Raw genomic sequence first — 24722 nt, 5'->3', positions numbered from 1 at the left:
CGCGTCGAGGGAGATTCAGCCGGGGTTGGGCGTCGGTTTCCGCCTGCGCCGCCGGTGCGCGCCGTCGGAGCGCGGCTTGCTGTCTCCCTTGGCGCCCTGTGCGGGTTTGCCGCTGCGGCCAGGGCCAGGGCCGCGGACCGGCCGTCGCTTGCGCTCGTGTCTTATCTGCGCCCGGGGCTCCTTCAGCAGCGAAGGCTCGACCACCTGGGACTGGATCTTCATGCCGATGTAGGCTTCGATCTCGGGCAGATAAAAGGCGGTATCCTCGCAGGCGAAGCTGATGGCGTCGCCCTCGGCGCCCGCGCGTGCCGTCCGTCCGATGCGGTGGACGTAGTCCTCCGGCGACTGCGGAAGGTCGTAATTGAAGACGTGGGAGACATCGGGGATGTGCAGGCCCCGTGCCGCGACATCGGTGGCCACCATGATCGACATTTCGCCGCTGCTGAAGGATGCGAGCAGCTTCTGACGTTTGTTCTGCGGCACGTCGCCCGATAGCAGGGCGGTCGGGTAGCCGTTGTCCTCGAGATAGGCGGTGACTTCCTCGGCGGCGCGTTTGGTGTTGGTGAACACGATGCTGCGTTCGGGATTTTCACGTGCCAGCAGGCCGAGCAGCAGCGGGATTTTCTCCCTGTTGGAGGGATAGTAGACCTCCTGCCTGACGCGCTCGGCGGTGACCTGCTCGGGCTCGATGCGCACGGTCTGAGGATTGTTCATGTGCTCGTAGGCCAGCTCCATGACCCGGTAGGACAGGGTGGCCGAAAACAACATGGAGAGGCGATGCGTCGGGGCGGGCATGCGTCGGAGCAGGAAGCGAATGTCCTTGATGAAGCCGAGATCGAACATGCGGTCCGCCTCGTCTAGCACCATCACCTGAATCTGCTTGAGATCGAACACGTGCTGCTTGAAAAAGTCGATGATGCGCCCTGGCGTGCCGATCAGTACGTCGACGCCCGTTTCCAGGCTCTGGCGCTGCTTTTCGTAGTCGACGCCACCGTAGATCAGCGCTAGATTCAGCCCGGTGTGGCGACCGAGCGCTTCGGCGTCCTTGTGGATCTGGATCGCCAGCTCGCGGGTGGGGGCCAGCACGAGCGCGCGCGGCTGATTGGCCTTGCGGGCATCTGCTGGCGGGTGGCCAAGCAGATGGTTGAAGGTGGCGATCAAAAAGGCGGCGGTCTTGCCCGTGCCGGTCTGTGCCTGTCCGGCGGCATCCCGCCCTCCGAGCGCGATGGGCATGATCGCGGCCTGAATGGGCGTCATTTTGGAAAAGCCGCAATCGAGAATGCCTTGTCGTACCGCGGGAACCAGCTCCAGGGAATCGAATGCGTGCTCGGACAGGTGAGTATCAGTCATAGTGGCCATTGGCGTCGGGCTTGAAATGGGTCCGGTACTCGGCCCACAATCCCGGTCATGCGGGATCGCTGTCGGTTCATGGGGTGCCGGAGCCTGCACCTTATCCGTAAGCCGCGGTCTTGCCAAGTTATCTATTCCGGAGGTTAATGTGAGCGACAAGATACTTCACGTGTCTGACAGTGATTTCGAGTCCGAGGTTCTCAAATCGGATCAGCCCGTGCTGGTGGACTACTGGGCGGAGTGGTGCGGTCCCTGCAAAATGATCGCACCGGTGCTCGACGAGATCGCGGGCGAGTACGAAGGCAGGCTCAAGATCGCCAAGCTCAATATCGACGAAAATCCGGCCACGCCTCCGAAGTACGGCATCCGTGGCATTCCGACCCTGATGCTGTTCAAGGCCGGCAGCGTCGAGGCCACCAAGGTGGGTGCCGTTTCCAAGTCGCAACTCACCGCATTCCTCGATCAGAACATCTGAGCCTTGTTCGCGGCGTCCGGACGATCGGGTCTGGACGCCGCGTGGGCGCCGTGATAAATTCGGTCCCGCGGACGCGCAATACTCTCCTCATAAGCCCGTTCGCTGCGATCTCCCCGATTCTAAAAACATCGCTTTGCGGTGCGTTGGCAACATGCCAACCGCGCTGGCATGAGAACACTTCCTTTTTCTTTCCGACCCCTTCCGAGTACCGATGAACCTGACCGAACTCAAGCAGATGCCGGCCGCCGAAGTGGTGGAACTGGCCCGCAGCATGAATATCGAGGGCACCGCCCGCGCCCGCAAGCAAGACATCATCTTCTCCATGCTCAAGGCTCATGCCAAGAACGGCGAAGACATCTATGGCGACGGCGTGCTGGAAATCCTGCAGGACGGCTTCGGTTTCCTTCGGGGAGCGGACAGTTCCTACCTGGCCGGGCCGGACGATATCTACGTTTCCCCGAGCCAGATCCGCCGTTTCAACCTGCGTACCGGCGACACCATATCCGGCAAGATCAGGCCTCCGAAGGAGGGCGAGCGGTATTTTGCGCTGCTCAAGGTCGACCGCATCAACTTCGAGCCGCCGGAACACGCCAAGCATAAGGTGCTGTTCGAGAATCTGACGCCGCTGCATGCGCAGAACCGCATGCGCATCGAGCGCGGCAACGGCAGTACCGAAGATATCACCGCGCGGGTCATCGACATCGTCGCGCCCTTCGGCAAGGGGCAGCGTGGCCTGATCGTTTCGCCGCCGAAGGCGGGCAAGACGATGATGATGCAGAACATCGCTCAGAGCATCGCCTCGAACTATCCGGACTGCTATCTCATCGTGCTGCTCATCGATGAGCGTCCCGAGGAGGTTACCGAGATGTCGCGCATGGTGCAGGGCGAGGTAATCTCCTCGACCTTCGACGAACCCGCCTCGCGCCACGTGCAGGTCGCCGAAATGGTCATCGAGAAGGCCAAGCGCCTGGTCGAGCACAAGCGCGACGTGGTCATCCTGCTGGACTCCATCACTCGCCTGGCACGTGCCTACAATACCGTGGTGCCCTCGTCGGGCAAGGTGTTGACGGGTGGTGTCGACGCCAATGCGCTGCACCGTCCGAAGCGTTTCTTCGGGGCCGCGCGCAATATCGAGGAAGGCGGCAGCCTGACCATTATCGCGACCGCGCTGGTGGATACCGGCTCGAAGATGGACGAGGTGATCTACGAGGAATTCAAGGGCACCGGCAACATGGAGGTGCACCTTGATCGCCGCATCGCGGAGAAGCGCGTCTATCCGGCGATCAACATCAATCGGTCGGGCACGCGCCGAGAGGAGCTGCTCACCGATCCGGAGGAGCTGCAGAAGCTCTGGATCCTGCGCAAGTTCCTGCATGGCATGGACGATCTCGACGCCATGGAGTTCCTGCTGGGCCGCCTGCAGCAGACCAAGACCAACAACGAGTTCTTCGATGCGATGAAGCGCTCCTGAGCGCCCGGGCGGCGCCTTCGCGGCGTCGTGCATCCGTCCGAAGGCAACGAGGCCCCGTGCAGACGGGGCCTCGTTGCATCAGCTGACGCCGCGCGTGCGCCCGGCGCAGCGGGGTTCGATGCCCCATATCCGGCTCGCATATTCCTTGACGGTGCGATCGATCGAGAAGCGGCCCATGCGTGCGGTATTGAGCATGGCCTTGCGGGTCCATTCTTCCGGGGAACGGTACAGCCGGTCGATCTCGCCCTGGGCCTCGATATAGGCGGCGTAGTCGGCCAGCAACAGGTAGCGGTCTTCATGCAACAGGCTATCGACGATGGGGCGATGGCGATGCGGGTCGTCCGGCGCGAAGAAATCGCTTGCGATCATGTCGAGACAGCGGGCCAGTTCCGGATTTTCCCGGTAGTGGCTTTGCGGATCGTAGCCGTTGCGGCGTAGCGATTCGACCTCCTCCGTACGCAGTCCGAAGATGAAGATATTGTCTTCGCCGACCTCGTCGCGGATTTCGACATTGGCGCCGTCCAGCGTGCCGATGGTCAAGGCGCCGTTGAGCGCCAGTTTCATGTTGCCCGTACCGGAAGCCTCCGTGCCGGCAGTCGAAATCTGCTCGGAAAGATCGGCGGCGGGGATGATGAGGGTCGCGCTGGAAACGCCGTAGTTGGGCACGAAGACGCATTTGAGCCGATCGCCGACGAGCGGGTCGTTGTTGACCACGTCTGCCACGTCGTTGATCAAGCGAATGATCCGTTTGGCCATGACGTAGGCCGGTGCGGCCTTGCCGGCGAACAGCACCGCACGTGGTACGCAGTCGTCGGCCTGGCCATCGCGGATGCGGTTGTAGAGTGTGATGACGTGCAGCAGTTTGAGCAGCTGGCGTTTGTATTCGTGGATGCGCTTGATCTGGACGTCGAACAGGGCCGCCGGATCGACGGCGACGCCGGTCTTGTCGGCGACGTACTGGGCCAGGCGGCGCTTGTTCGCAAGCTTGACCGCACGGAATTCGGCACGCGCGTCGGTATCGTCCGCCAGCGGCGCGAACGACGCGAGCTGGTCCAGGTCGCGTATCCAGCCCTCGCCGATATGCCGGCAGATCAGATCGCCGAGTCCGGGATTCGCCTGATGCAGCCAGAGTCGCGGCGTGACGCCGTTGGTCACGTTGATGAAACGCTCCGGCATGATGCGGCTGAAATCGCTGAACAGCGTGTTGCGCAGCAGTTCGCTGTGCAGCGCGGCGACGCCGTTGGTGTGATGGCTGCCAACCACGGCGAGATGGGCCATGCGGACCCGCCGGCCGTGATCCTCGTCGATCAGCGAGACCCGGCGCAGCAGCTCGTGCTCGCCGGGGAAGCGATGGCGGACGTCATTGAGAAAGCGGTGATTGATGTCGTAGATGATCTGCATGTGGCGCGGCAGGACGCGCGCCATCAGTGCCACCGGCCAGGTCTCCAGTGCCTCCGGCATCAGCGTGTGATTGGTGTAGGCAAATGTGCGCACGGTGATGGACCAGGCTTGCTCCCAGGGCAGATCGTTTTCGTCGACCAGCAGCCGCATCAGTTCGGCCACTGCGATGGCGGGATGCGTGTCGTTGAGCTGAATTGCGGCGTGATCGTGCAGAGAGGTCAGGGGATGCCCATCCTCGCGATGGCGTGACAGGATGTCCTGCAGCGAGGCGGATACGAAGAAATATTCCTGCTTGAGGCGCAGTTCCCGTCCCGCTTGACTGGCATCGTTGGGGTACAGCACGCGGCTGATGTTCTCGGAGACGTTTTTCTGTTCGACGGCACCGATGTAGTCGCCTTCGTTGAAGTAATCGAGCTCGAAGTCGCGCGTCGCCTTGGCGGCCCACAGGCGCAGGTTGTTCACGTTGCCGGGACCGTAGCCGGGGATGGGCAGGTCGTAGGGCATCGCCATCACGGTTTCACCGTCTTCCCAGAAGTGCTGGGCTTCGCCGTTGGGTCGGTAGTGCGTGATCAGATTGCCGTAGAAACGCACCGGGTGCAGCCCCTCGGGGCGGGGCAGTTCCCAGGGATTGCCGTAGCGCAGCCAGCTGTCGGGATGCTCGATCTGCACGCCGTCGCGAATTTCCTGGGCGAACATGCCGAATTCGTAGCGGATGCCATAGCCGATGCCCGGCAGGCATTGGGTGGCGAGGGAATCGAGGATACAGGCGGCCAGGCGGCCGAGGCCGCCGTTGCCGAGAGCGGCGTCGGGCTCGACTTCGGCAATTTCGGCGAGATCCACGCCGAATTCCGCCAGGGCCTCGCGCGCAGCGTCGTAGATGCCGAGGTTGAGCATGGCATTGACGAGGCTGCGCCCAATGAGGAATTCCATCGAGAGGTAGTAAACGCGCTTCGCGCTGGCCGCCTGATAGCTGCGCCGGGTGAATATCCAGCGTTCGAGCATGCGCTCGCGTACGGCGAGCGCGACGGCATGCAGCCAGTCTCGCTCGGTGGCGATGCGCGGATCCTTGCCGAGGCTGTGGATCAGGCGGCCACGGATCGAGTCCCCCAGAGCCTTGCGGTCGTTTTCGAGCGGCGTGAACTGGCTTTCGTGGAGGATATCGTTCATCGGAGCGTCCCCGTCAGTGAGGTGAATTCCCGAGTGATACCTGCAGTAACCACCACGCCGGCCGTATCACGGCGCCAAGCGTTCGCGGGGTGGTCAGCATCGCGCCAGGGCGCGATGTCCGATGTCGGTGCGATAGTACTTGCCGGGCCAGCTTACCGCCTCGGCCAGCGCGTAGGCTCGGACTCTGGCCTCGGCAACAGTATCGCCCAACGCTGTGGCGCACAATACCCGACCGCCCGCGCTGACGGCCCGCTCGCCGTCCAGGCGGGTGCCCGCATGGAACAGCTTGCGGTCGGCGCCGTCGGCAGGCAGGGGGCCGAGGTCTTCGCCCTCGCGGTAGGCTTCGGGGTAGCCGTGGGCGGCGAGCACCACGCCGAGCGCAACGCGGGGATCCCAGTCGGCACGGACCTGGTCGAGCCGGCCGTCGAGAGCGGCCTCGACCAGCGTGTGCAGTTCGCTGCGCAGCCGCAGCATGATCGGCTGGGTTTCGGGGTCGCCGAAACGGCAGTTGAATTCCAGCACCTTGGGCGTGCCTTCGGCGTCGATCATCACGCCGGCATAGAGAAATCCGGTGTAGGGCATGCCCTCGTTGGCCATGCCGAGCACGGTGGGCTCGATCACTTCGCGCAGGATGCGCGCGTGCATTTCAGGCGTCACCACCGGGGCTGGTGAATAGGCGCCCATGCCGCCTGTATTGGGGCCGATATCGCCGTCGTCGCGCGCCTTGTGGTCCTGCGAGCTGGCCATCGGCAGGATATGCGTGCCGTCGACCATGCAGATGAAGCTGGCCTCCTCTCCCTGCAGAAATTCCTCGATGACCACGCGGTGCCCGGCCTCGCCGAAGGCGTTGCCGGCGAGCATGTCCCTGACGGCGGCGCGCGCTTCCTCCTGAGTCTGCGCGACGACCACGCCCTTGCCGGCGGCGAGGCCGTCGGCCTTGACCACGATCGGTGCGCCGTGGTCGTGGATGAAGTCCAGCGCCGGCGCGATTTCGGTAAAACTGCCGTAGCGCGCGGTCGGAATGCGGTGGCGCCGGAGGAAGTCCTTGCTGAAGGCCTTGGAGCCCTCCAGGCGGGCAGCATCTCGCGTCGGCCCGAAGATGCGCAGGCCGGCGTCGCGGAAGGTGTCGACGATACCCGCCACCAACGGTGCCTCGGGGCCGACCACGGTCAGGTCGATGCCTTCGTCGCCCGCGAAGCGGAGCAGGCCAGGAATGTCGGTGGCGGCCAGCGGCACGTTGCGCAGGCCGGGTTCTCGTGCGGTGCCGGCATTGCCGGGCGCCACGTAGACCGTGTCTACCGCGTCGGACTGGGCCAGTTTCCAGGCCAGGGCATGTTCGCGGCCGCCGCCGCCGATGACCATGATCTTCATGTGCTTCCCCCGATCAGTTGACGTGTGCGAGTTCTGCCGCGGACGGGTCCTTTTTGTCTTCTCCGGCCGGCGGGCGCAAGGTGAACTCGAAGATATGCTCGCGCGAGGGCAGTCCGCGCGTATCGAAGCCCGCGGGCAGCTGGCTGGCGTGGAAGAACACGGTACCGTAGGGCGAACGCGGATCGCGGGCGTCGGTGATGTGCAGCAGCGGGTCGATGTGCTTCAGGTAGCGCAGAAAACCGAAGCCCTTGTCGTGATCGTAATGGTAGCAGGTACCGCGCAACCGCGATTCCAGGGTGCCCCAGGGCTGCTCCGACTTGACCGGCAGTAGGCCGGGGATCAGGTAGCCGGATACGAACAGGTCTACTTCCTGACGCAGCTCTGAGGAGATATTGCTGAAGGCGATCAGCTCGGTGCGACAGCCGCGATTCTGCAGTGCGCGTACCAGATAGGCGAAATCGCCGTCGCCGCTGGCGATCAGCACGCGGTCCAGACGTTCGCCCTGTAGCAGGGCGTCGACCGCGAGTTCGAGGTCCATGTTGGCCTTGCCGTAGCGTTCGCCGGCCTCGTCGGTATACCAGCGCACATGCTTGACGATGACCTTGTAGCCGATGTCGCGCAGGGCGGCGTGGAATTGGCGCGCGCCGGCACGGTAGCCGCTGTCACGTTCCGCTCTTTGCGCATCGAAGGCGAGATAGGCGTTGAGGTGCACGGGGTTGGCGCCGTCGCGGCAGGCGAAGTCCCGCAGGATGTCGAACTGCATGCGATAGCCGCCGTTGAGATGGATGTTGGAAACGTCGACGTAAACGCCGACGCGGAGCGGTGTGGTTGTCATGCGGTTCCGGTTTGGGGAATGGGGATCATGGGGGCGTCTTGTGCGCAGGTTGGCCGGCGATTTTATCACCCGGCAGCAGGCCATGCGTTCGTCCCGACGGGCGGACGCGGCATTTCGTCGGTTGCCTGGGGCGGCGGAAGGCCGGTGGTGGTTTTCCGAATGATCGTCCGGTGTCGGCTATCGGGGCCGATTGTCGTCCGTGAAGCCGCTTGCAAGGGCTATTCGTGCCGATCGTGCGCCCGGCATCCGCCGCGCCGCGTCGTTTGGCGGCCGCAGGCCGCGAGGCGGTCTGCCGCAAATGCCGCATAATGCGCATCGGTCACAACAGGAATGCAGGAGAACGATGGACGCAACCCCCGCAGGCGGCATGAACCCGCTGTATGCCCGCTCGTCGAGCGGCGTGGTCACCACCCCGAATGCCCTGGCAAGCGGCGTCGGTGCCGATATCCTCGGGCGCGGCGGCAACGCCGTCGAGGCCGCGATCGCCATCGCGGCGGCGATCGCGGTGGTCTATCCGCATATGAACAGCCTCGGCGGCGATGCGTTCTGGCTGATCGCCGATGGCGATGGCGAGGTGCGCGGTCTTGCCGGCGCCGGCGCGGCGGGGGCGGCCTATACGCCACAGCACTATGCCGACGCAGGTCTTGCGGCCATGCCGGAACGGGGCGGGATGGCCGCGGTAACGGTGGCCGGCGCCGTCGGCAGCTGGGCCGCCGCTTACGAGATGAGCAGGGATACCTGGGGCGGCCGTCTTGCCTGGGCCGAGATTCTGGCGCCGGCGCGCCGCTATGCCGAGGAGGGGTTCCCGGTCAGCCGCAGTCACGCGGCGACGCTGGCGGAACGCATCGATGGGCTGCGCGATCTGCCCGGCTTCGCCGAGGTGTTCCTGGCGCATGGCGGGGTGCCCGGCGAGGGCGAGACGATGACGCAGCCGGCGTTGGCGCGCACGCTGGCCGAATTGCAGGAAACGGGCGCCGAGGGCTTTTACCGCGGTGCGCTGGCGAGGCGCCTGGTCGCCGGTCTACGGGCCGCCGGCAGCTTGCTGAGCGAGGACGACCTGGCGGCCTACCGGCCCGAGTGGGTCGAGCCGTTGAGGATGGCCTATGGCGCGGGCGAACTGGTCAATCTGCCGCCGCCGACCCAGGGCGTGGCCTCGCTGATGCTGCTCGGCCTGCTCGAACGCGCAGGTGTGGCGTCGATGGATCCCGAGGGCGATGCCTATGTGCACCACGCCATCGAGGCGACCAAGCGCGCGTTCGCGCTGCGCGACCGCTATGTCGGCGATCCGCGCTTCGTCGATGTGCCGCTGGCCGCAATGCTCGATGCCGATGCGCTGGACCGGCTGGCGGCGACGATCGATCCGCAGCGGGCTGCGCCCTCGCCGGTCGTGCCCGGGCCCGGCGATACGGTCTGGTTCGGCGTGGTCGATGCCAAGGGGCGCTCGGTGAGCATGATCCAGAGCATCTACCACGAGTTCGGTTGCGGCGTGGTGGCGGGGGAGACCGGCGTGGTCTGGAACAACCGCGGCTGCAGTTTTTCGCTGACGCCGGGACATGCCAACGTTCTTGCGCCCGGCAAGCGGCCGTTTCATACCCTCAATCCCGCGCTGTACGTCGAAAACGGCCGGGTGCGGCTGGTGTACGGCACCATGGGCGGAGACGGCCAGCCGCAGACCCAGGCGGCGATCCTGACGCGCGCGCTGAACTTCGACTATGCGCCGGACGCGGCCGTGGCCGCGCCGCGCTGGCTATTCGGCCGGACCTGGGGCGAGACCTCGGCCGGGGTCCGTCTGGAACGCCGCTTCGCCCCCGAGGTGATGGTCGGGCTGCAGCGGCGCGGTCACCTCGATCTTTCCTGGGCGCCGCGCTTCGCCGACATCATGGGGCATGCCGGCATGATTCGTATCGGACGCCGCGATGGCGGTCTCGATCTCGAGGCCGGGGCCGATCCGCGCAGCGACGGCGCAGCCCGGGCGGCGGGGGTGTAAGGCGATGCTGGCAACCCTTCCGCTGTTTCTCGGTCTCGGCGTGGTCGCCGGCCTGCTTGCCGGCATGCTGGGCGTCGGCGGCGGCATCGTGGTCGTGCCGGTGCTGCTGGCGGCTTTCGCCTATCTCAAGGTCGCGCCGGAGATGATCACGCACCTGGCCATCGGCACCTCGCTCGCGACCATCGTGTTCACCTCGCTGTCGGCAGTGCGGGCGCAGCAGCGCAAGAAGGCCATCGACTGGCAGCTGGTCCGTGCGCTGGCGCCGGCCGTGGTCGTGGGCAGCTTCATCAGCGGCTACGTCGCGGGCTGGATTCCGGGGCACTGGCTGCGCCTGACATTCGGCGTTTTTCTGATCCTCGCCTCGATACAACTGTTGCTCAACTGGCGTCCGCCGGGGCGGCGGGGCCTGCCGGCAGGGCCGGGTTTGTGGGCCGTGGGCGTGGCCATCGGTACCGTGTCCGCCCTGGTCGGGATCGGCGGCGGGACGCTGACTGTACCCTTCCTGAGCTGGTGCAACGTCGAGATGAAGCGGGCCGTGGCGGCCTCGTCGGCGCTCGGTTTCGTGCTGGCCCTGTTCGGCGCCGCGGGCTTCGTGATTTCGGGGTTCGGCGATCCCATGCTGCCGTCGTGGAGCCTGGGTTACGTTTCCCTGCCGGCGTTGATCGGCATCATGGCCACGGCCGTGCTGTTCGCGCCGCTGGGCGTGCAACTGTCGCATCGGCTGCCGGTCGCGGTGCTCAAGCGCATCTTCGGCATGCTGCTGCTGGCGGTTGCGGTACAGATACTGTTTTTCAAATAGGCCGCGGGGCGATGGACGCGATCGATCACGACATTCTGGCTAGACTGGTCGAGGACGGGCGTGCGTCCTATGCCGAAATCGCACGCGCGCTAGGCATCTCGCGAGCGAGCGTGCGCGAGCGCGTGCAGCGTCTGCGCGAACAGGGCGTGATCGAGAATTTCACGGTGGTCGTCAATCCGGAGTATCTGGACAAGCGGATATCGGCCTTTCTCGACGTGCAGGCGACGCCGGCATGGCTGCCGCAGCTTGCCGAGGAACTGGCTGCCTGCGACGAGGTGGCGAGCCTGTACGTGATGAGCGACATGACCAGCCTGCATGTGCATGTGCTGACGGCCGACATGCCGGCGCTGGAACGCTTTACCCAGGCGCGCCTGTTCGCCCGCGAAGGCGTGCTGCGGGTCGAGTGCAAGCTGTTGCTCAGCCGGATCAAGCATCGTCGCGGCGGCGCGAGGCTCTGAGCGCGGCGGCCTGGCGCGATCGGCTATGGCTGTCCTGCGACAACGACGCAGTTGCGCCCCTGGGCCTTGGCGTCGTAGAGCGCCTCGTCGGCGCGTCTGATCAGCACCGCACCGTCCGCCGCGGCGTCGTCCAGCGCGGCAACGCCGAAGCTCGCGGTCAGCGGGTGTTCGTGATGCTCCCACGATTCGTCGAGAAAGGCCCTGCGGCAGCGTTCCGCCAGGGTGGCGGCATGGTCGCTGGGCGTGTCCGGCAGCACGATGGCGAATTCCTCGCCGCCGTAGCGGGCGGCCAAATCGGTGGTGCGGATGGATTCGACGATCAGCCGCGCGGACTGGCGCAGTGCCTGATCTCCGGCCGGATGGCCGAAGGTGTCGTTGTAGCGCTTGAAATGGTCGATATCGAGCAGGATCAGCGACAGCGGGGTATGCGAGCGACGCGCGCGCGCGATTTCCTTGGCAATGACCTCGTCAAGACTGCGGCGGTTGTGCAGACCGGTCAGGGCGTCGGTGATGCTCAGGTGCGAGAGGTCCTGCAGTGCCTCGCGCAGGGCCGCCTCGGAAGCCTTGCGCTCGGTAACGTCCAGAACCTCGCCGATCAGATAGCGGGGTTGCAGGTCAGGGGCGCGTATCACGGCGATGGCGACATGCGCCTCGATGGTACGACCATCCTGATGCTGGTAGCGCTTGTCCATTTCGAAGGCGTCGCATTTTCCGCGAATGAGCTTGCGTATCTCCGGTGCGGTCAGGCCCCGGTCTTCGGGATGGGTAAAGCGCTCAAAGGTGTTGCCGATCATTTCTTCTCGCGTATACCCGAACATGTCGCCGAGGACTCGATTGACATCGAGGATGCGGCTGCTTCCCACGTCGACGATGGCTTTGCCCACGATCGAGTGGTTGAAGCTCGCGTCCAATATGGCCTGGCGTTCGCCTAGGTGCCGCTCCAGTTCCTCATAGGCTTCTTCGCGGCCCTTGCGCTCGATGTGCAGGGCGATGAAACCGGCGAGCGATTCGACAAGCAGGACCTGGTCTGGCGTAAATGCCAAAGGATTCGCGCCCGTATCGCCGAAGTCGAGGCTGCCATAAACGGAACCGGCCAGTCCGATGGGCGAGCTGATGAACGTTGTCAGCGATACTCCGTCGGGGAAGGCCGGGTGGTCCGGGAGTGGTGTGTCCGCATCCGCCATATAGCGGAGCGTCCTGGCCTCAAGCACCGTGGCTTCGTAGGCGCTGCCAGTCAGTTGGGCCAGTCTGCCAGGCTGGATGTCCTGCAAGGGGCTTCGCGAACAGACGATTCGATACCCGTCCCGGTCTACATGACTGATGATGCCTGTTTCGACGTTCAGCAGGCGGCAGCCGGTCTCCAGGCAGGCGTCGAATGCATCGGCCGGCGTGTCAAATCGTGCCGAGAACAGTCGGTGAAGGTCCGTTAACCAGAATGAAGGGGGCTGTTGCCGCCCCCCCGGCCTCGCTGCATGAGGTGGGTTCATAAGCGCATCGTAGCGCTTGCACCTCAGTGACGGAAGTGGCGCACCCCGGTGAACACCATGGCCATGCCGTGCTCGTCGGCGGCGGCGATCACCTCTTCGTCGCGCATCGAGCCGCCGGGCTGGATGACGGCGGTGATGCCGGCCTCCGCCGCGGCGTCGATGCCGTCGCGGAAGGGGAAGAAGGCATCCGAGGCCATCACCGTGCCGGAAACGGCGAGGCCTTCGTCGGCGGCCTTGATGCCGGCGATGCGCGCCGAATACACCCGGCTCATCTGGCCGGCGCCGACGCCGACCGTCTGGCGGTCGCGCGCGTAGACGATGGCGTTCGACTTGACGAACTTGGCGACCTGCCAGGCGAACAGCAGGTCTTCGAGTTCCTGCGCCTCGGGCGCGCGGCGGGTCACGGTCTTGAGCTCATCGGTCGCGACCGCCGTCAGATCGCGATCCTGCACCAGCAGGCCGCCGTTGACGCGCTTGAAGTCGAATCCGGGCTGCGGTGCATCCCATTGACCGCAGGCCAGCAGGCGCACGTTCTTCTTCTCGGCCACGGCACGTGCCGCCGCCGGCGTGATTTCGGGGGCGATGATGACCTCGACGAACTGGCGGCTGACGATGGCGTGGGCGGTATCGCCGTCCAGCGGGCGGTTGAAGGCGATGATGCCGCCGAAGGCCGAGGTCGGGTCGGTCTGGTAGGCGCGTTCGTAGGCGGTCAGCAGATTCGGCGCGACGGCGACCCCGCAGGGGTTGGCGTGCTTGACGATGACGCAGGCCGGGGCGTCGAACTGCTTGACGCATTCCAATGCCGCATCGGTATCGGCGATGTTGTTGAAGGACAGCGCCTTGCCCTGTAGCTGACGTGCGCTGGCGACGCTGGCCTCGGCCAGGTTGCGTTCGCGGTAGAAGGCCGCGCGCTGATGGGGGTTTTCGCCGTAGCGCAGGTCCTCGGCCTTGTCGAACTGCAGGCTGAGCGTGTCCGGAAAGGGCGCGCGGCTGCCGTCGGCGGCGATTGCGCCTAGGTAGTTCGCGACCATGCCGTCGTAACGGGCGGTGTGGGCGAAGGCCTTGGCGGCCAGCGCGAAGCGGGTCTGCAGGCACGTGCCGCCGGCCTGGCGCAATTCCTCGACGAGTCCCGCATAGTCCGCCGGGTCGACGACCACGGCGACGTCGGCGTGGTTCTTGGCTGCGGCACGGACCATGGCCGGGCCACCGATGTCGATCTGCTCGATCGCCTCGGCCAGTGGGCAGTCGGGGTTGGCGATGGTCGCCTCGAAGGGGTAGAGATTGACCACCACGAGGTCGATGGCGCCGATGTCGTGCTCGGCCATGATCTCGTCGTCGATGCCGCGGCGACCGAGAATGCCGCCGTGGATCTTGGGGTGCAGGGTCTTGACGCGGCCGTCCATCATTTCCGGAAAGCGGGTGTGCTCGGATACGTCGAGTACGGGCAGGCCGGCCGCCTTCAGGTTGCGTGCGGTACCGCCGGTGGAGAGGAGTTCGACGCCCAGTTCGACGAGCGCCTGTGCGAGTGTTTCGATGCCGGTCTTGTCGGAAACGCTGATCAGCGCACGGCCAATGGATCGCTTGTCTTGCATGGAGGAACCCCCGCCACTTCAGGAAAAGCGCGCAGTATACCGGGACGTCCGGTTACGGTCTTGCCCGTCGGGACGGGTGGGGTGAGTGTCGCTCAGTTGAGCCCGTGGTCGAGCAGCTTCTTGCGCAGCGTGCCGCGGCTGATGCCGAGATAGGCGGCCGCCCGGCATTGGTTGCCGCGACATTGGATCAGCACGGCCTCCAGCAGCGGGCGTTCGACCTCGGCCAGAACCAGGCGGTAGAGGTCGCTGGGCTCGTGGCCGTCCAGGGTCTGGAAATAGTGCTCGAGCGAGGTTCTGACCGCGTCGGATAGCGGCGGGGGAGCATGTGCAGCAGCCGTATCCGCAAGAGACCGGGTCAGTTTCTGCGACGGTGGTGCGTTCATGCGGCAAGCCCCCTTGAATGGCTGTTCCGGAAAAAGGACTCGAGCAGGCGGTACTGCGCGGCGCTGCCCTCGGCGCTCAGTATGCGTGCGCGCCAATCGGCAATGCCGTGACGTGCTGTATTGATTGTGATCGTCTTAAGATACCAGTCGATGTGCTTGCGTGCGACCCTGTAACCGCGCGCTTCGCCGTAGAACCGGTACAGGGCCTGCACGTGTTCCAGCAGCGTTTCGCGGGTTTCGTCCGCGTCGGCGGCTCCCCCGGTCTCGCCGGTCCGCAGGAAATGATCGATCTCACGGAATATCCAGGGGTTGCCCTGAGCGGCCCGGCCGATCATGAGGGCGTCGGCTTCGCTTGCCTCAAGCACCGAAAGGGCCCGTTGCGGGCTGTCGATATCGCCATTGGCGATGACCGGGATACCGACCGCCCGCTTGACGGCGCGGATGGTACCGTATTCCGCGTGTCCCTCGAAGCGGCAGGCACGGGTGCGACCGTGCACCGCGAGCGCGCGAATGCCGGCGGCTTCGGCGATGCGGGCGACGACCACCGCGTTGCGGTGTTCGGGCGACCAGCCGGTGCGGATTTTGAGCGTGACCGGGATGTCGACGGCGTCGACCACGGCTTCGAGAATGCGCTTCACCAGCGCCTCGTCGCGCATCAACGCGGAGCCGGCCGCCTTGCTGCACACCTTCTTGGCGGGACAGCCCATGTTGATGTCGATGATCTGGGCGCCTTCGGCGGCGTTCACGCGCGCGGCCTCGGCCATCATCGACGGGTCGGCGCCGGCGATCTGGACGCTGCGAATGCCGGTTTCGCCGGCGTGATCGAGTCGGTGCCGGGTCTTGTCGCTGGCGCGGAGTTCGGGGCGCACGGTGACCATTTCGGAGACCGCCATGCCGGCGCCCAGCCTTCGGCACAGATTGCGGAACGGCTGATCGGTGACCCCGGCCATGGGCGCGAGGATCAACCGGTTGGAAATGGCATGGGCGCCGATCTGCATGTGCGTCGGGGTCGTCACGGGGAATCGAAAAAACATAGTTGAGCGGGTGGGGATTGTAAAGCAGGTGGACGCCTTGCGCCGCCTCAATGAAAGCTGAATTCGTAGCTGACCGCCTGCGGCCCCGGATCCTTGAAGGAAACGCTGATCGCAATCGGCGTGTCGGGGGGCATGGATTGCCGCGGATTGATGTCCGGCGGCAGATATTGGGCGGGTTTGAAGCGGCCGATGGCAACGGTCTTGCCCTGCAGATTGGAGAAGCTGATCTGCAGCACGGGATACGGTTGCGGGAAGGGGGCGGTATTGTCGATGGTGGCCGTGAGCATCAGTGCATGCGCGATATTGGGGTGCGTGAACACGTTGCGGCTGATCAGTTCGATGCGGTTCAGAGCCCGTAGGGGCGGCAGGGTGCAGCCGCGCAGTTCGCAGAGCTGCGCGAGCCAGGGGCGCAGCGCCGGCGTCTGCGCCAGCTGGTCGCGGACGCTGAGCAGGTACTGGCCGGCGAGCAGGGCAAGCAGGGCGAGGATGCCGAGGCTCCACGCCAGGGTGGCAAGCCAGCCGCGTGGCCGTTTCGATGCCGCTACGGCGTCGTCGCCGGTGTCCAGCGGTGCCGTCGCGACGGGTGCGCCAGACTCGGCGGCGGGCGGGTCCGGGTAGCCTAGCGGTAATTGCGGGTGATGTTCGTCTTCGTCCGAGAGCGTTTCCCGGGCCTCGAATACATGCTGGCATTCGCCGCAGCGCACCCAGCCGTCGGCGGCCGTGAGTTGGTGGCGGCTGATGCGGTAGAGGGCGTGGCACTGCGGACATTCGACGTACATGGTGTCCTCAAGGATACGGCCTGCCGCGCGGGCGGCAAAGCCCGTCAAGCATCGTCGATTCGCCGACCCGACAGGCGTACCCAGCCCTCCTGCGTGACGGGGGCGTCCCAGTCGATGCGGTCCGCGTAGGCGGCCGCAGTGGCCTCGGCCTGGGTCTCGAGTATGCCGGAGAGCAGCAGCCTGCCCCCTGGCCTGACGTGGGCGCAGAGCGTGTCGGCCAGTGCGATCAGCGGGCCCGACAGGATGTTCGCGACGACGAGATCGGCCCGCCAGGTGCCAGGCGCGTCGGGCTGGCCGATGTGCAGGCGCTCGTCGGCGATGTCGTTGCGCCGCGCGTTGTCGCGGGTGGCGGTCAACGCCTGCGGATCGATATCCACCGCCCAGGCCTCGCCGGCGCCGAGCATCAGGGCGGCGATGGCGAGCACGCCGGAGCCGCAGCCGAAGTCGAGCACGCGGTCGCCGTCATGCGTGTGGACGTCGAGCCACTTAAGGCAGAGCGCCGTCGTGGGGTGGGTGCCGGTGCCGAAGGCCAGCCCGGGATCGAGCCTCAGGTTGACGGCGTGCGGATCGGGCGGCTCGCACCAACTTGGACAGACCCAGACGCGCGCGCCGAATTGCATGGGTTTGAAATCGTCCATCCATGCGCGGGTCCAGTCCTGATCCGGCACGGCCGCCACGTGCGGGCTTGCGGCCAGCCCGTATTCCGCTTGCAGCGCAGCGGCCAGGGGGGCGAGATCGATATCGTCGGCAAACAGCGCGGTCAGGCTCAGTTCCGGCCACAGAGGGGTTTCGCCGGGGCCGGGCTCGAGCACCGGTGTGTCGCCCGCATCGCCGAGGGTCATCGACAGCGCGCCCGCGCTTTCGAGGCGGGCCTCGATCGTCTCGGCGAGGTGTTCGGGGACGGTAATGATCAGGTTCTGCCAAGGCATGGGCGTGTACGGGGTCGGAGATGGTCTGCCGCCGAGCGTATTCGCCGGCGGCGGGTGGCCCTGTCTTACAGGCCCAGCTTTTTTTCCAGATAGTGGATGTTGGTGCCGCCCTTGACGAAGGCGGCGTCAGAAATGATGTCCTGATGCAGGGGGATGTTGGTCTTGATGCCGTCGACCACGATTTCCTGCAGGGCGCCGCGCATGCGGGCGATGGCGGTCTCGCGGGTCTCGCCATAGGCGATCAGCTTGCCGATCAGCGAATCGTAGTTCGGCGGCACGCGATAGCCGTTGTAAATATGCGAGTCGACGCGGATGCCCGGTCCGCCTGGCGCGTGATACTGGGTGATCGTGCCGGGCGAGGGGAGGAAATTCTGCGGATCCTCCGCATTGATCCGGCATTCGATCGCGTGCCCCCGGAATTGGATGTCCTTTTGCCGGAACGGCAGCGGCTCGCCGCCGGCGATCAGCAGCTGCATGCGCACGATGTCGATGCCGGTGATCATTTCCGTCACCGGGTGCTCGACCTGTACGCGGGTATTCATTTCGATGAAATAGAACTCGCCGTTCTCGTACAGGAACTCGAAGGTGCCGGCGCCGCGGTAACCGATCTTGCGACAGGCTTCGGCCAGGCGCTCGCCGAGCTTGCTGCGTTCGCGCTCGCCGATGCCGGGGGCCGGTGCTTCCTCCACGACCTTTTGGTGGCGCCGCTGCATCGAGCAGTCGCGCTCGCCCAGGTGAACGGCATTGCCGTGGTGGTCGGCGAGCATCTGGAATTCCACGTGGCGGGGAGCCTCGAGGAACTTCTCCATGTAGACGGTGGGATTGCCGAAGGCGCCCTGCGCCTCGGCTCGGGTCATGGCGATGGCGTTGAGCAGGCTGGCCTCGGAGTGCACCACACGCATGCCGCGCCCGCCGCCGCCGCCCGCAGCCTTGATGATGACCGGGAAACCGATCTCGCGGGCAAGGCGAAGATTGGTGTCGGCGTCATCGTCGAGCGGACCGTCGGAACCGGGTACGCAGGGGACCCCGGCGGCCTTCATGGCATGTTTGGCGGAGACCTTGTCGCCCATCAGGCGGATGGTTTCCGCCTTGGGGCCGATGAAGATGAAGCCGCTCGATTCCACGCGCTCGGCAAAATCGGCGTTTTCCGCGAGGAAGCCATAGCCGGGATGGATGGCGACCGCGTCGGTCACCTCGGCCGCGCTGATGAGGGCCGGGATGTTGAGATAGCTCTCGGTGGACGAGGCGGGGCCGATGCAGACGGATTCGTCGGCCAGACGAACGTGCTTGAGATCGCGGTCGGCTTCGGAGTGGACGGCGACGGTCTTGATGCCGAGTTCGCGGCAGGCGCGCAGGATGCGCAGCGCGATTTCGCCGCGGTTGGCGATGACGACTTTCTTGAGCATGATCGGGTGCGTATCCCTTAGCCGATGACGAAAAGGGGTTCGCCGTATTCCACCGGCTGGCCGTTTTCCACCAGGATCGCCTTGACGACGCCGGCCTGTTCGGCCTCGATCTGATTGAGCATCTTCATCGCCTCGATGATGCACAGCGTATCGCCGACGGCAACGTTTTGGCCGATCTCGACGAAGGGCGGGGCGCCCGGCGAGGACGCCCGGTAGAACGTGCCCACCATGGGCGAAACGACACGCTGACCGTCCGGTATCGCCGATGAGTTTTCGGATGCTTCGGCATGCAGGAGCGCAGTGGCGCCGGTGGCGGGAGCGGCCGCCGCCGGCGCGGGCGCATAGGCGATCGGCGCTGCGCCTTGGGTGGCCTGGCGGCTGATGCGCACGGATTCCTCGCCCTCCTTGATCTCGATTTCGGCGATGCCGGAGGATTCGAGCAGTTCGATGAGCTTTTTGACTTTGCGGATATCCATACTGAAGCCTTATTGTTTGAGTGGTTGTCCGAGCGCGTCGGCCGCGGCCGCGACGGCCAGCCGATAGCCGAGCGGGCCGAAACCGCTGATCACGCCTCGTGCGACGTCCGAGAGGTAGGAGTGGGCACGGAAGGGCTCGCGCGCATGGACATTGGACAGATGAATCTCGATGAAGGGGATGCCAGTGGCGAGCAGCGCGTCGCGCAAGGCCACGCTGGTGTGCGTGTAGGCTGCGGGGTTGATCAGGATGTAGTCAACCGATTCGGTGGCCGCCTGCTGGATGCGGTCGACCAGCGCGCCTTCGTGATTGGACTGGAAATGGAGCAGTTCGTGGCCCAGCGATTGCGCCTGCCTGGTGGCGTCATCGACGATGGCATCGAGCCCGGTATGTCCGTACACGCCGGGCTCGCGCTTGCCGAGCAGGTTCAGGTTGGGGCCGTTGATAAGTAGGAGTCGCGACATGTGCGGCGATGCTGGCACGTACAGCTTGAATAGCGCCGGATTGTGCCGAATTCGGCATGAACTGTCCAGTTCGCTGCAAAATAACCGACGTTCGCGCGCGTTTTCCCGTCGGGTGGGCGGGGCGCACCCTTGCCGGCAGGCTCAACTGTCGGCGGCCTTGCGCACGTGCTTGACGAAATCCCCGGGCGGCATATAGCCGACGACCTGCAATGCGCGCTGTTCCCGGCCTTGGGCGTTGAAGAAGATGATGCCGGGGGGGCCGAACAGGCCGAAGCGTTTGAGCAGGGCCTTGTCGGCGGCGTTATTGGCGGTGACGTCGGCCTGTAGCAGCACGAATCCCGATAACGCCTGCTGCACCTTGGGGTTGGAGAAGGTGTAGGCCTCGAGTTCCTTGCAGGAGACGCACCAGTCGGCGTAGAAGTCGAGCATCACGGGTTTGCCCTTGGCCGCCGCCAGAGCCTGATCGAGGTCGGCGACGCTCTTGACGCGCTTGAAGGCGAGCCCGTGGTTTTCGGCCGCGGACTGTCCGCCGCCGCCAACGCTCGCGCTGCCGACGGACAATCCCTGCAGAGGCGTGAATACGCTGCCGCCGCCGGCGGCGACGCCGACCAGAATCAGCACGCCCCAGAGGGCGAGCACGATGCCCAGGCCCTTCCACAGCTTGTGCCATCCGGACACGCCGGTGCGCACGGGGTCGAAGGCGCCGAGATAGACGCTGGAGGCGACCAGCAGCAGGCCGGTCAAAAGGGCGATCGACCATCCCGGCAGGAAGCGCGAGAGCATCCAGATGGCGACGCCGAGCATCAGCACGCCAAAGGCGCCCTTGATGCCGTCCATCCAGGGGCCGGCCTTGGGCAGGAAGCGCCCGCAGGCCGTGCACACGATCAGCAGCGGCAGTCCCATGCCCATGCTGAGCGCGAACAGGCTCAGGCCGCCAAGCAGTGCGTCGCCGGTATTGGCAATCACGATCAGGGTGGCGACCAGGGGGGCGGTCACGCAAGGGCCGACGATGAGTGCGGAGAGAAAGCCCATCACGCCCACGCCGATCAGCGATCCGCCCTGCTGGCGGTTGCTGATCTCGGTCACGCGGCTCTGGATGAAATTCGGCATCTGCAGGTCGTAGAAACCGAACATCGACAGCGACAGCAGGACGAAAATGGCGGCGAAGGCCGAGAGTACCCAGGGGTTCTGGAACCAGGCCTGGATGCCGGCGCCGGTCAGTCCCACGACGACGCCGGCGACCGTGTAGGTCAGCGCCATCGCGAGCACGTACACCAGCGACAGCATGAAGGTGCGGCTCGGGCTGGGGGTTTCGCGCTGGCCGACGATGATGCCCGACAGGATCGGAAACAGCGGGAAGATGCAGGGCGTGAAGGCAAGGCCCAGGCCGAGCAGGAAGAACAGCCCAAGGCTCATCCACAGAGGCTTGTGCAGCAGAAAGGCGGCAAGCCGGTCCTGCTCGCTGCTGCTGCCGTTGGTGGCCGTTCCCGACTGCGCGGTTGCTGCGCCGGCGCTCGTCGAACCCGCTGCGGCACCGCCGCCGCCGGGCTTGAGGCTGAAATCGACGGTCTTGGTGATCGGCGCGTAGCATATGCCCTTGTCGGCGCAGCCCTGATAGTGAACCTTGAGCACGCCCTTGTCAGCCGCGCCCTGCGCGCGGGTGATCGGCAGGCGGACGTCGAAGGGATGCTCGTAGACCACCTGCTTGCCGAGAATCGGGTCGTCGACCGTTTTGCCGGGCGGCAGCTTGAACTGGCCAAGACTCAGGCCCTTGCCCTGTTCGAGAGCGAATTTGATCTGGTCGCGGTAGAGGTGGTAGCCGGGCGCGACGTCCCAGTGCGCGACGAGGTCGCCGTCGGCGTCGGTCTGCAGCGAGAACTTGAAGGCTTGCTCGGGCTGCAGGAATTGACCCTGGGCTTCGTTGTTGAGGTTGGCGGTAAGCGCCGCGAGCCCGTTCTTGCCGTTGCTACCGGCGTTCGCCTGAGTCGCAGGCAGGGCGATTTTGAGAGTCTGGGCGAACGGTGGGTAGCACACGCTCTGCTCGGCGCAGCCCTGCGCGGTCGCCTCCAGCGTCAGGGTGTCGGGCGCGCCGGCGGCGCGGGTGATGGGCAGGCGCACCGTGACCGGATGGGTGAAGACCTCGACCGTGCCGAAGGTTTCGTCGTGCTTCGTCTTGCCGGCGGGTATGCGCGGCGTGCCGAGGGTGATGCCGGGAGTCTCGCTCTTGAAGCTGAACTTGTCGCGGTACAGATAGTGTCCGGGGACGGTCTCCCAGCGTATTGCGACGCTGTTCGCGGACAGCGCGGTGGCGCTGGCGGGGAAGGCCTGTTCCGGCGGCAGCACGTTGCCGGCGGCATCCTGTTCGGCCAGTGCGGCGACCGGCAGCAGGAAGAGGGCGAGCAGAATCGGCAGGAGACGTTTCATCATGATGTGCTTGATTCGATCCAGTTGAGGTAGCCGGGCAGGCCGCGGCTGATGGTGGTGGCGATGATTTCGGGCAATTCGTAGGGATGGGCGTCGAGGATGGCGGATTCCACCTGCGGATACAGCGCATCCCGGGTCTTGATGAACAGCTGATGTTCGGTGCCGCTGTTTTCCCGGCCTTCCCACAGATAGAACGAGCGCACGGCCGGCAGCACATTGACGCAGGCCGCGAGCCGCGCGCGGACCAATTCGGCGGCGAGGCGTTCGGCACCCTCCTGATCGGGGTAGGTGGTCAGCACCAGCAGGGGGTCATTCATGGCGGGCGTCTCCGGGGAGGTCGATGCGCGCGGCGCCGCCCGGTTGCAGCGGCGCGCTCGGGTTCGGCGCGAAGCGTACCATCACTTCGCTGCCCGTGCCTGCGTCCGGCGACGGTACGGGCACGGCGAGCCGGCCCTCGTAACGCGCGTCGCCCACCCGCACCGCCAGCGCCTGGCCGGGGCGCAGGCCGGCGACCTGAGCGGGACTCAGCCGCGTCCGCGCGACCCATTGCCGCGGGTCGGCCACGATGACCATGGGCGTTGCGCGCAGCGCATTCTGCACGGTCTCGCCGGCGGCCACGGCCACGCGTAGCACGCGGCCGTCGATGGGGCTGCGCACGCTGGCGTGTTCGAGCGCGATGCGGGCGGCGGTCAGTTGGCTGCGGGCTTCGGCATAATCGGCGTCGGCCGTTGCGGCGGCGATCTCGGCCAGACGCAGGTCATGATCCGAAATGACGGTTTTCTCGTGCAGCGCGCGCGCGCGTTCGTATTCTCGTCGGGCCTCGTCGCGCGCCAGCGCGAATTTGCGCGCCTGGGCTTCGAGGCCGCCGACGCGCGCGCGCTGGGCGCGGTCGTCGAGGCGCACCAGTATCTGTCCCCGCTTGACCGTCTGCCCCGCGTTGACGTCCACCCGCGTGACGATGCCGGATGCCGGTGTGCTCAATGTCAGCGGTTCGGCGTAATCCAGCACGGCGGCGACTTCCGCGCCGTTGGCGGCAGGCATGCCGAGGGAGCCCAGTGCGATGGCCGTCGCCAGCGCGGCGGCGCAGTGTCTGCGTGAGGTCATGGCTTGTGCTCCGGCTGCCCGATCGGCTCCAGGTGGGTATCGCCGGTCAGGGTGGCAAGGGTTTCCCAGGCCAGCGCGCGCTCGAACCGGTTGGCCATCAGGCGCGATCGGGTCGCGCTCTGCTGCACCATGGCGTCGCCCAGATCGGTCTTGAGTTGCAGGTCGTAAAGCGCCCGGCTGCGGTCGAGATACAGGTCGCGGTAGTCCGTCTGCACCGCCAGCGCCTCGGCGCGCGCCTTCAGGGTCAGCAGGCGCTGCCAGGTTTCGAGTATCGCCTGCCGCAGGCGATACTCGTAGCGCGAGGCCTCTGCCCTGGCGCGGGATACCTCGGCGCGGGCCAGGTCGCTGTCGGCGTCGACGCGGCCTCCGCTGTATAGCGGCACCTCCAGCACCAGCCCGGCGCTGAAGGGGTCGCGGGTGCCGAAGTCGCGCGCATACCGCGTTGCGCGCAGTTCCAGGCCGAGCCGCGGGTTGCCTTCGGCCTGGCGTTCGGCAAGCCTGGATTGCGCGCGTGCCAGCCGTGCCCGCAGGGCCGCAAGGGCTGGGTTGTCCCGCAGTGCTCTCGCCAGCAGCGCTTCATAGTCTGGAGGCTGGCGGTCGATGCCGGCAAGATGGGGAGGAATCAGCTGCTCCGGCAGCGTGTCCGGTCTGCCCATGGCTGCTGCCAGCAGGGCGCGGCTGGTGCGCTGCGCGGCTTCGTCGGCGTAGCGTCGGCTGCGGGCGGCCTGGTAGGCATCCTCGCGGGCGAGCAGTTCGATATCCGATATCTGCCCAAGCTTGTTGCGGTCGCGGGCGCGGTCGAAATCCACGTAGGCTACGGCCATGGCTTCATTGGCCTCGGCGAAGCGCTGGTCCGCGAGCAGCACGTCGAAGAAACGGCGCATGATTTCCAGTCGCTGGCGCGCAAGGGTTTCTTTCTGTGCGTGGCGTGCGGCTTCCAGCCCCGCCTCGGCCGCGCGGTCCCGAGCGCGGCTGCGGCCGAAGTCGTACAGCGGCTGGTTCAGCACCAGGGCGGCGCTGGAATCGTTGTGTTCAGGGTAGGGGCTGGCGGGCGGTGGGTTGATGTAGCGCGCATCCAGCCGCGCGTCCAGCCGTGCCCCGTCTGCCGCATGCGCTCGGCGGGTCTCGGCCTGTGCGCGCGCCAGCGCGGACCGCGCGAGCGCGCGCTCGGGATGCGCGGCGGAGGCGAGCGACAGCGCGCTTTCCAGGCTGAGCGGTGTCGGCAGCGCCGTATCGGCCTGGGCCACGGGGGCGGTCAGCAGGGCGAGGGCGAGTATGAGCGCGGCTTGCGAGGCCGCCGAGGCTGGGAGTGGGAGATGGCTGCGCATCGGA

The 24722-nt window shown here is 66.1% G+C and carries 22 protein-coding genes; 5 read left to right on the top strand and 17 right to left on the bottom strand.

Going from position 1 to position 24722, the window contains the following annotated elements:
* Positions 1–15: 15 nt before the first annotated feature.
* The gene (gene rhlB, locus THPRO_RS09925) at positions 16–1350 is read right to left on the bottom strand and encodes an ATP-dependent RNA helicase RhlB (protein WP_038092443.1); all 1335 of its coding nucleotides are present in this window, start codon (positions 1348–1350) and stop codon (positions 16–18) included.
* A 148-nt stretch (positions 1351–1498) separates the two neighbouring features.
* Here rhlB and trxA point away from each other — a divergent pair, with 148 nt between their 5' ends.
* Together trxA and rho are read left to right on the top strand one after the other, a co-directional pair.
* Positions 1499–1825, top strand: coding sequence for a thioredoxin TrxA (trxA, locus tag THPRO_RS09920; RefSeq protein WP_038092439.1), 327 nt, complete (start codon positions 1499–1501; stop codon positions 1823–1825).
* A 211-nt stretch (positions 1826–2036) separates the two neighbouring features.
* The gene (gene rho / locus THPRO_RS09915; protein ID WP_038092438.1) at positions 2037–3296 is read left to right on the top strand and encodes a transcription termination factor Rho; all 1260 of its coding nucleotides are present in this window, start codon (positions 2037–2039) and stop codon (positions 3294–3296) included.
* A gap of 78 nt (positions 3297–3374) precedes the next feature.
* Here rho and THPRO_RS09910 read toward each other — a convergent pair whose 3' ends face one another.
* From THPRO_RS09910 to THPRO_RS09900, 3 genes are all read right to left on the bottom strand, one after another.
* Positions 3375–5864, bottom strand: a complete 2490-nt coding sequence (locus THPRO_RS09910; RefSeq protein ID WP_052064592.1) for a glycogen/starch/alpha-glucan phosphorylase — start codon at positions 5862–5864, stop codon at positions 3375–3377.
* A gap of 93 nt (positions 5865–5957) precedes the next feature.
* Positions 5958–7235: a phosphoribosylamine--glycine ligase gene (gene purD / locus THPRO_RS09905; RefSeq protein ID WP_038092437.1), complete on the bottom strand. Its 1278-nt coding sequence runs from the start codon at positions 7233–7235 to the stop codon at positions 5958–5960.
* Between the two features lie 13 nt (positions 7236–7248).
* A complete protein-coding gene (locus tag THPRO_RS09900; RefSeq protein WP_038092435.1) occupies positions 7249–8070 on the bottom strand; it encodes a LabA-like NYN domain-containing protein in 822 nt (273 codons plus the stop codon).
* A 343-nt stretch (positions 8071–8413) separates the two neighbouring features.
* Between THPRO_RS09900 and ggt the strand changes: the two genes are divergently transcribed.
* Genes ggt through THPRO_RS09885 form a run of 3 tightly spaced genes read left to right on the top strand, consistent with a single transcriptional unit; the run spans position 8414 to position 11314 of the window.
* Positions 8414–10057, top strand: coding sequence for a gamma-glutamyltransferase (gene ggt, locus THPRO_RS09895; RefSeq protein WP_236717288.1), 1644 nt, complete (start codon positions 8414–8416; stop codon positions 10055–10057).
* 4 nt (positions 10058–10061) lie between these two features.
* Complete coding sequence (locus THPRO_RS09890; protein WP_038092434.1) at positions 10062–10856, top strand: sulfite exporter TauE/SafE family protein; 795 nt, start codon at positions 10062–10064, stop codon at positions 10854–10856.
* A gap of 11 nt (positions 10857–10867) precedes the next feature.
* Complete coding sequence (locus tag THPRO_RS09885; protein ID WP_038092433.1) at positions 10868–11314, top strand: Lrp/AsnC family transcriptional regulator; 447 nt, start codon at positions 10868–10870, stop codon at positions 11312–11314.
* 23 nt (positions 11315–11337) lie between these two features.
* On the opposite strand, the gene THPRO_RS09880 is transcribed toward THPRO_RS09885, so the two are convergent.
* From THPRO_RS09880 to THPRO_RS09820, 13 genes are all read right to left on the bottom strand, one after another.
* The gene (locus tag THPRO_RS09880) at positions 11338–12801 is read right to left on the bottom strand and encodes a sensor domain-containing diguanylate cyclase (RefSeq protein ID WP_082954570.1); all 1464 of its coding nucleotides are present in this window, start codon (positions 12799–12801) and stop codon (positions 11338–11340) included.
* A gap of 23 nt (positions 12802–12824) precedes the next feature.
* A complete protein-coding gene (gene purH / locus THPRO_RS09875; RefSeq protein ID WP_038092432.1) occupies positions 12825–14393 on the bottom strand; it encodes a bifunctional phosphoribosylaminoimidazolecarboxamide formyltransferase/IMP cyclohydrolase in 1569 nt (522 codons plus the stop codon).
* A gap of 92 nt (positions 14394–14485) precedes the next feature.
* Positions 14486–14776: a DNA-binding transcriptional regulator Fis gene (fis, locus tag THPRO_RS09870; RefSeq protein WP_038092431.1), complete on the bottom strand. Its 291-nt coding sequence runs from the start codon at positions 14774–14776 to the stop codon at positions 14486–14488.
* A complete protein-coding gene (dusB, locus tag THPRO_RS09865) occupies positions 14773–15774 on the bottom strand; it encodes a tRNA dihydrouridine synthase DusB (protein WP_082954569.1) in 1002 nt (333 codons plus the stop codon). Before dusB ends, fis begins: the two co-directional genes overlap by 4 nt.
* Before the next feature lie 83 nt (positions 15775–15857).
* The gene (locus THPRO_RS09860; RefSeq protein WP_065089567.1) at positions 15858–16637 is read right to left on the bottom strand and encodes a DUF3426 domain-containing protein; all 780 of its coding nucleotides are present in this window, start codon (positions 16635–16637) and stop codon (positions 15858–15860) included.
* Positions 16634–17518, bottom strand: a complete 885-nt coding sequence (gene prmA, locus THPRO_RS09855; protein WP_038092430.1) for a 50S ribosomal protein L11 methyltransferase — start codon at positions 17516–17518, stop codon at positions 16634–16636. Before prmA ends, THPRO_RS09860 begins: the two co-directional genes overlap by 4 nt.
* 65 nt (positions 17519–17583) lie before the next feature.
* Positions 17584–18924, bottom strand: coding sequence for an acetyl-CoA carboxylase biotin carboxylase subunit (gene accC / locus THPRO_RS09850; protein WP_065089566.1), 1341 nt, complete (start codon positions 18922–18924; stop codon positions 17584–17586).
* Between the two features lie 17 nt (positions 18925–18941).
* On the bottom strand, positions 18942–19400 hold the full coding sequence (gene accB / locus THPRO_RS09845; RefSeq protein WP_038092428.1) for an acetyl-CoA carboxylase biotin carboxyl carrier protein: 459 nt from the start codon (positions 19398–19400) through the stop codon (positions 18942–18944).
* 9 nt (positions 19401–19409) lie between these two features.
* Positions 19410–19862, bottom strand: a complete 453-nt coding sequence (aroQ, locus tag THPRO_RS09840; protein WP_038092425.1) for a type II 3-dehydroquinate dehydratase — start codon at positions 19860–19862, stop codon at positions 19410–19412.
* Positions 19863–20003: 141 nt separating this feature from the next.
* Complete coding sequence (gene dsbD / locus THPRO_RS09835; RefSeq protein ID WP_082954568.1) at positions 20004–22289, bottom strand: protein-disulfide reductase DsbD; 2286 nt, start codon at positions 22287–22289, stop codon at positions 20004–20006.
* Positions 22286–22603 carry a divalent-cation tolerance protein CutA gene (gene cutA / locus THPRO_RS09830; protein WP_038092529.1) on the bottom strand — a complete coding sequence of 106 codons (318 nt, stop codon included), beginning with the start codon at positions 22601–22603 and terminating at the stop codon, positions 22286–22288. Before cutA ends, dsbD begins: the two co-directional genes overlap by 4 nt.
* On the bottom strand, positions 22596–23390 hold the full coding sequence (locus THPRO_RS09825) for an efflux RND transporter periplasmic adaptor subunit (protein ID WP_065089564.1): 795 nt from the start codon (positions 23388–23390) through the stop codon (positions 22596–22598). Before THPRO_RS09825 ends, cutA begins: the two co-directional genes overlap by 8 nt.
* The gene (locus tag THPRO_RS09820) at positions 23387–24718 is read right to left on the bottom strand and encodes a TolC family protein (RefSeq protein ID WP_052064586.1); all 1332 of its coding nucleotides are present in this window, start codon (positions 24716–24718) and stop codon (positions 23387–23389) included. Before THPRO_RS09820 ends, THPRO_RS09825 begins: the two co-directional genes overlap by 4 nt.
* Positions 24719–24722 lie beyond the last annotated feature (4 nt).

This window comes from Acidihalobacter prosperus (assembly GCF_000754095.2).
In the GTDB taxonomy this organism is placed as follows: Bacteria; Pseudomonadota; Gammaproteobacteria; order DSM-5130; family Acidihalobacteraceae; genus Acidihalobacter; species Acidihalobacter prosperus.
The sequence above is the reverse complement of the archived record's forward strand: the minus strand, read 5'-3'. Positions and strand labels throughout refer to the sequence as shown.

Excerpts from the sequence above, each read along its gene's own strand:
- rhlB (WP_038092443.1), bottom strand. The coding sequence starts at position 1,350 with ATGACTGATACTCACCTGTCCGAGCACGCATTCGATTCCCTGGAGCTG.
- rho (WP_038092438.1), top strand. The coding sequence starts at position 2,037 with ATGAACCTGACCGAACTCAAGCAGATGCCGGCCGCCGAAGTGGTGGAA.
- THPRO_RS09910 (WP_052064592.1), bottom strand. The coding sequence starts at position 5,864 with ATGAACGATATCCTCCACGAAAGCCAGTTCACGCCGCTCGAAAACGAC.
- purD (WP_038092437.1), bottom strand. The coding sequence starts at position 7,235 with ATGAAGATCATGGTCATCGGCGGCGGCGGCCGCGAACATGCCCTGGCC.
- THPRO_RS09900 (WP_038092435.1), bottom strand. The coding sequence starts at position 8,070 with ATGACAACCACACCGCTCCGCGTCGGCGTTTACGTCGACGTTTCCAAC.
- ggt (WP_236717288.1), top strand. The coding sequence starts at position 8,414 with ATGGACGCAACCCCCGCAGGCGGCATGAACCCGCTGTATGCCCGCTCG.
- THPRO_RS09890 (WP_038092434.1), top strand. The coding sequence starts at position 10,062 with ATGCTGGCAACCCTTCCGCTGTTTCTCGGTCTCGGCGTGGTCGCCGGC.
- THPRO_RS09885 (WP_038092433.1), top strand. The coding sequence starts at position 10,868 with ATGGACGCGATCGATCACGACATTCTGGCTAGACTGGTCGAGGACGGG.
- THPRO_RS09880 (WP_082954570.1), bottom strand. The coding sequence starts at position 12,801 with ATGAACCCACCTCATGCAGCGAGGCCGGGGGGGCGGCAACAGCCCCCT.
- purH (WP_038092432.1), bottom strand. The coding sequence starts at position 14,393 with ATGCAAGACAAGCGATCCATTGGCCGTGCGCTGATCAGCGTTTCCGAC.
- fis (WP_038092431.1), bottom strand. The coding sequence starts at position 14,776 with ATGAACGCACCACCGTCGCAGAAACTGACCCGGTCTCTTGCGGATACG.
- dusB (WP_082954569.1), bottom strand. The coding sequence starts at position 15,774 with ATGCAGATCGGCGCCCATGCCATTTCCAACCGGTTGATCCTCGCGCCC.
- prmA (WP_038092430.1), bottom strand. The coding sequence starts at position 17,518 with ATGCCTTGGCAGAACCTGATCATTACCGTCCCCGAACACCTCGCCGAG.
- accC (WP_065089566.1), bottom strand. The coding sequence starts at position 18,924 with ATGCTCAAGAAAGTCGTCATCGCCAACCGCGGCGAAATCGCGCTGCGC.
- accB (WP_038092428.1), bottom strand. The coding sequence starts at position 19,400 with ATGGATATCCGCAAAGTCAAAAAGCTCATCGAACTGCTCGAATCCTCC.
- aroQ (WP_038092425.1), bottom strand. The coding sequence starts at position 19,862 with ATGTCGCGACTCCTACTTATCAACGGCCCCAACCTGAACCTGCTCGGC.
- dsbD (WP_082954568.1), bottom strand. The coding sequence starts at position 22,289 with ATGATGAAACGTCTCCTGCCGATTCTGCTCGCCCTCTTCCTGCTGCCG.
- cutA (WP_038092529.1), bottom strand. The coding sequence starts at position 22,603 with ATGAATGACCCCCTGCTGGTGCTGACCACCTACCCCGATCAGGAGGGT.
- THPRO_RS09825 (WP_065089564.1), bottom strand. The coding sequence starts at position 23,390 with ATGACCTCACGCAGACACTGCGCCGCCGCGCTGGCGACGGCCATCGCA.
- THPRO_RS09820 (WP_052064586.1), bottom strand. The coding sequence starts at position 24,718 with ATGCGCAGCCATCTCCCACTCCCAGCCTCGGCGGCCTCGCAAGCCGCG.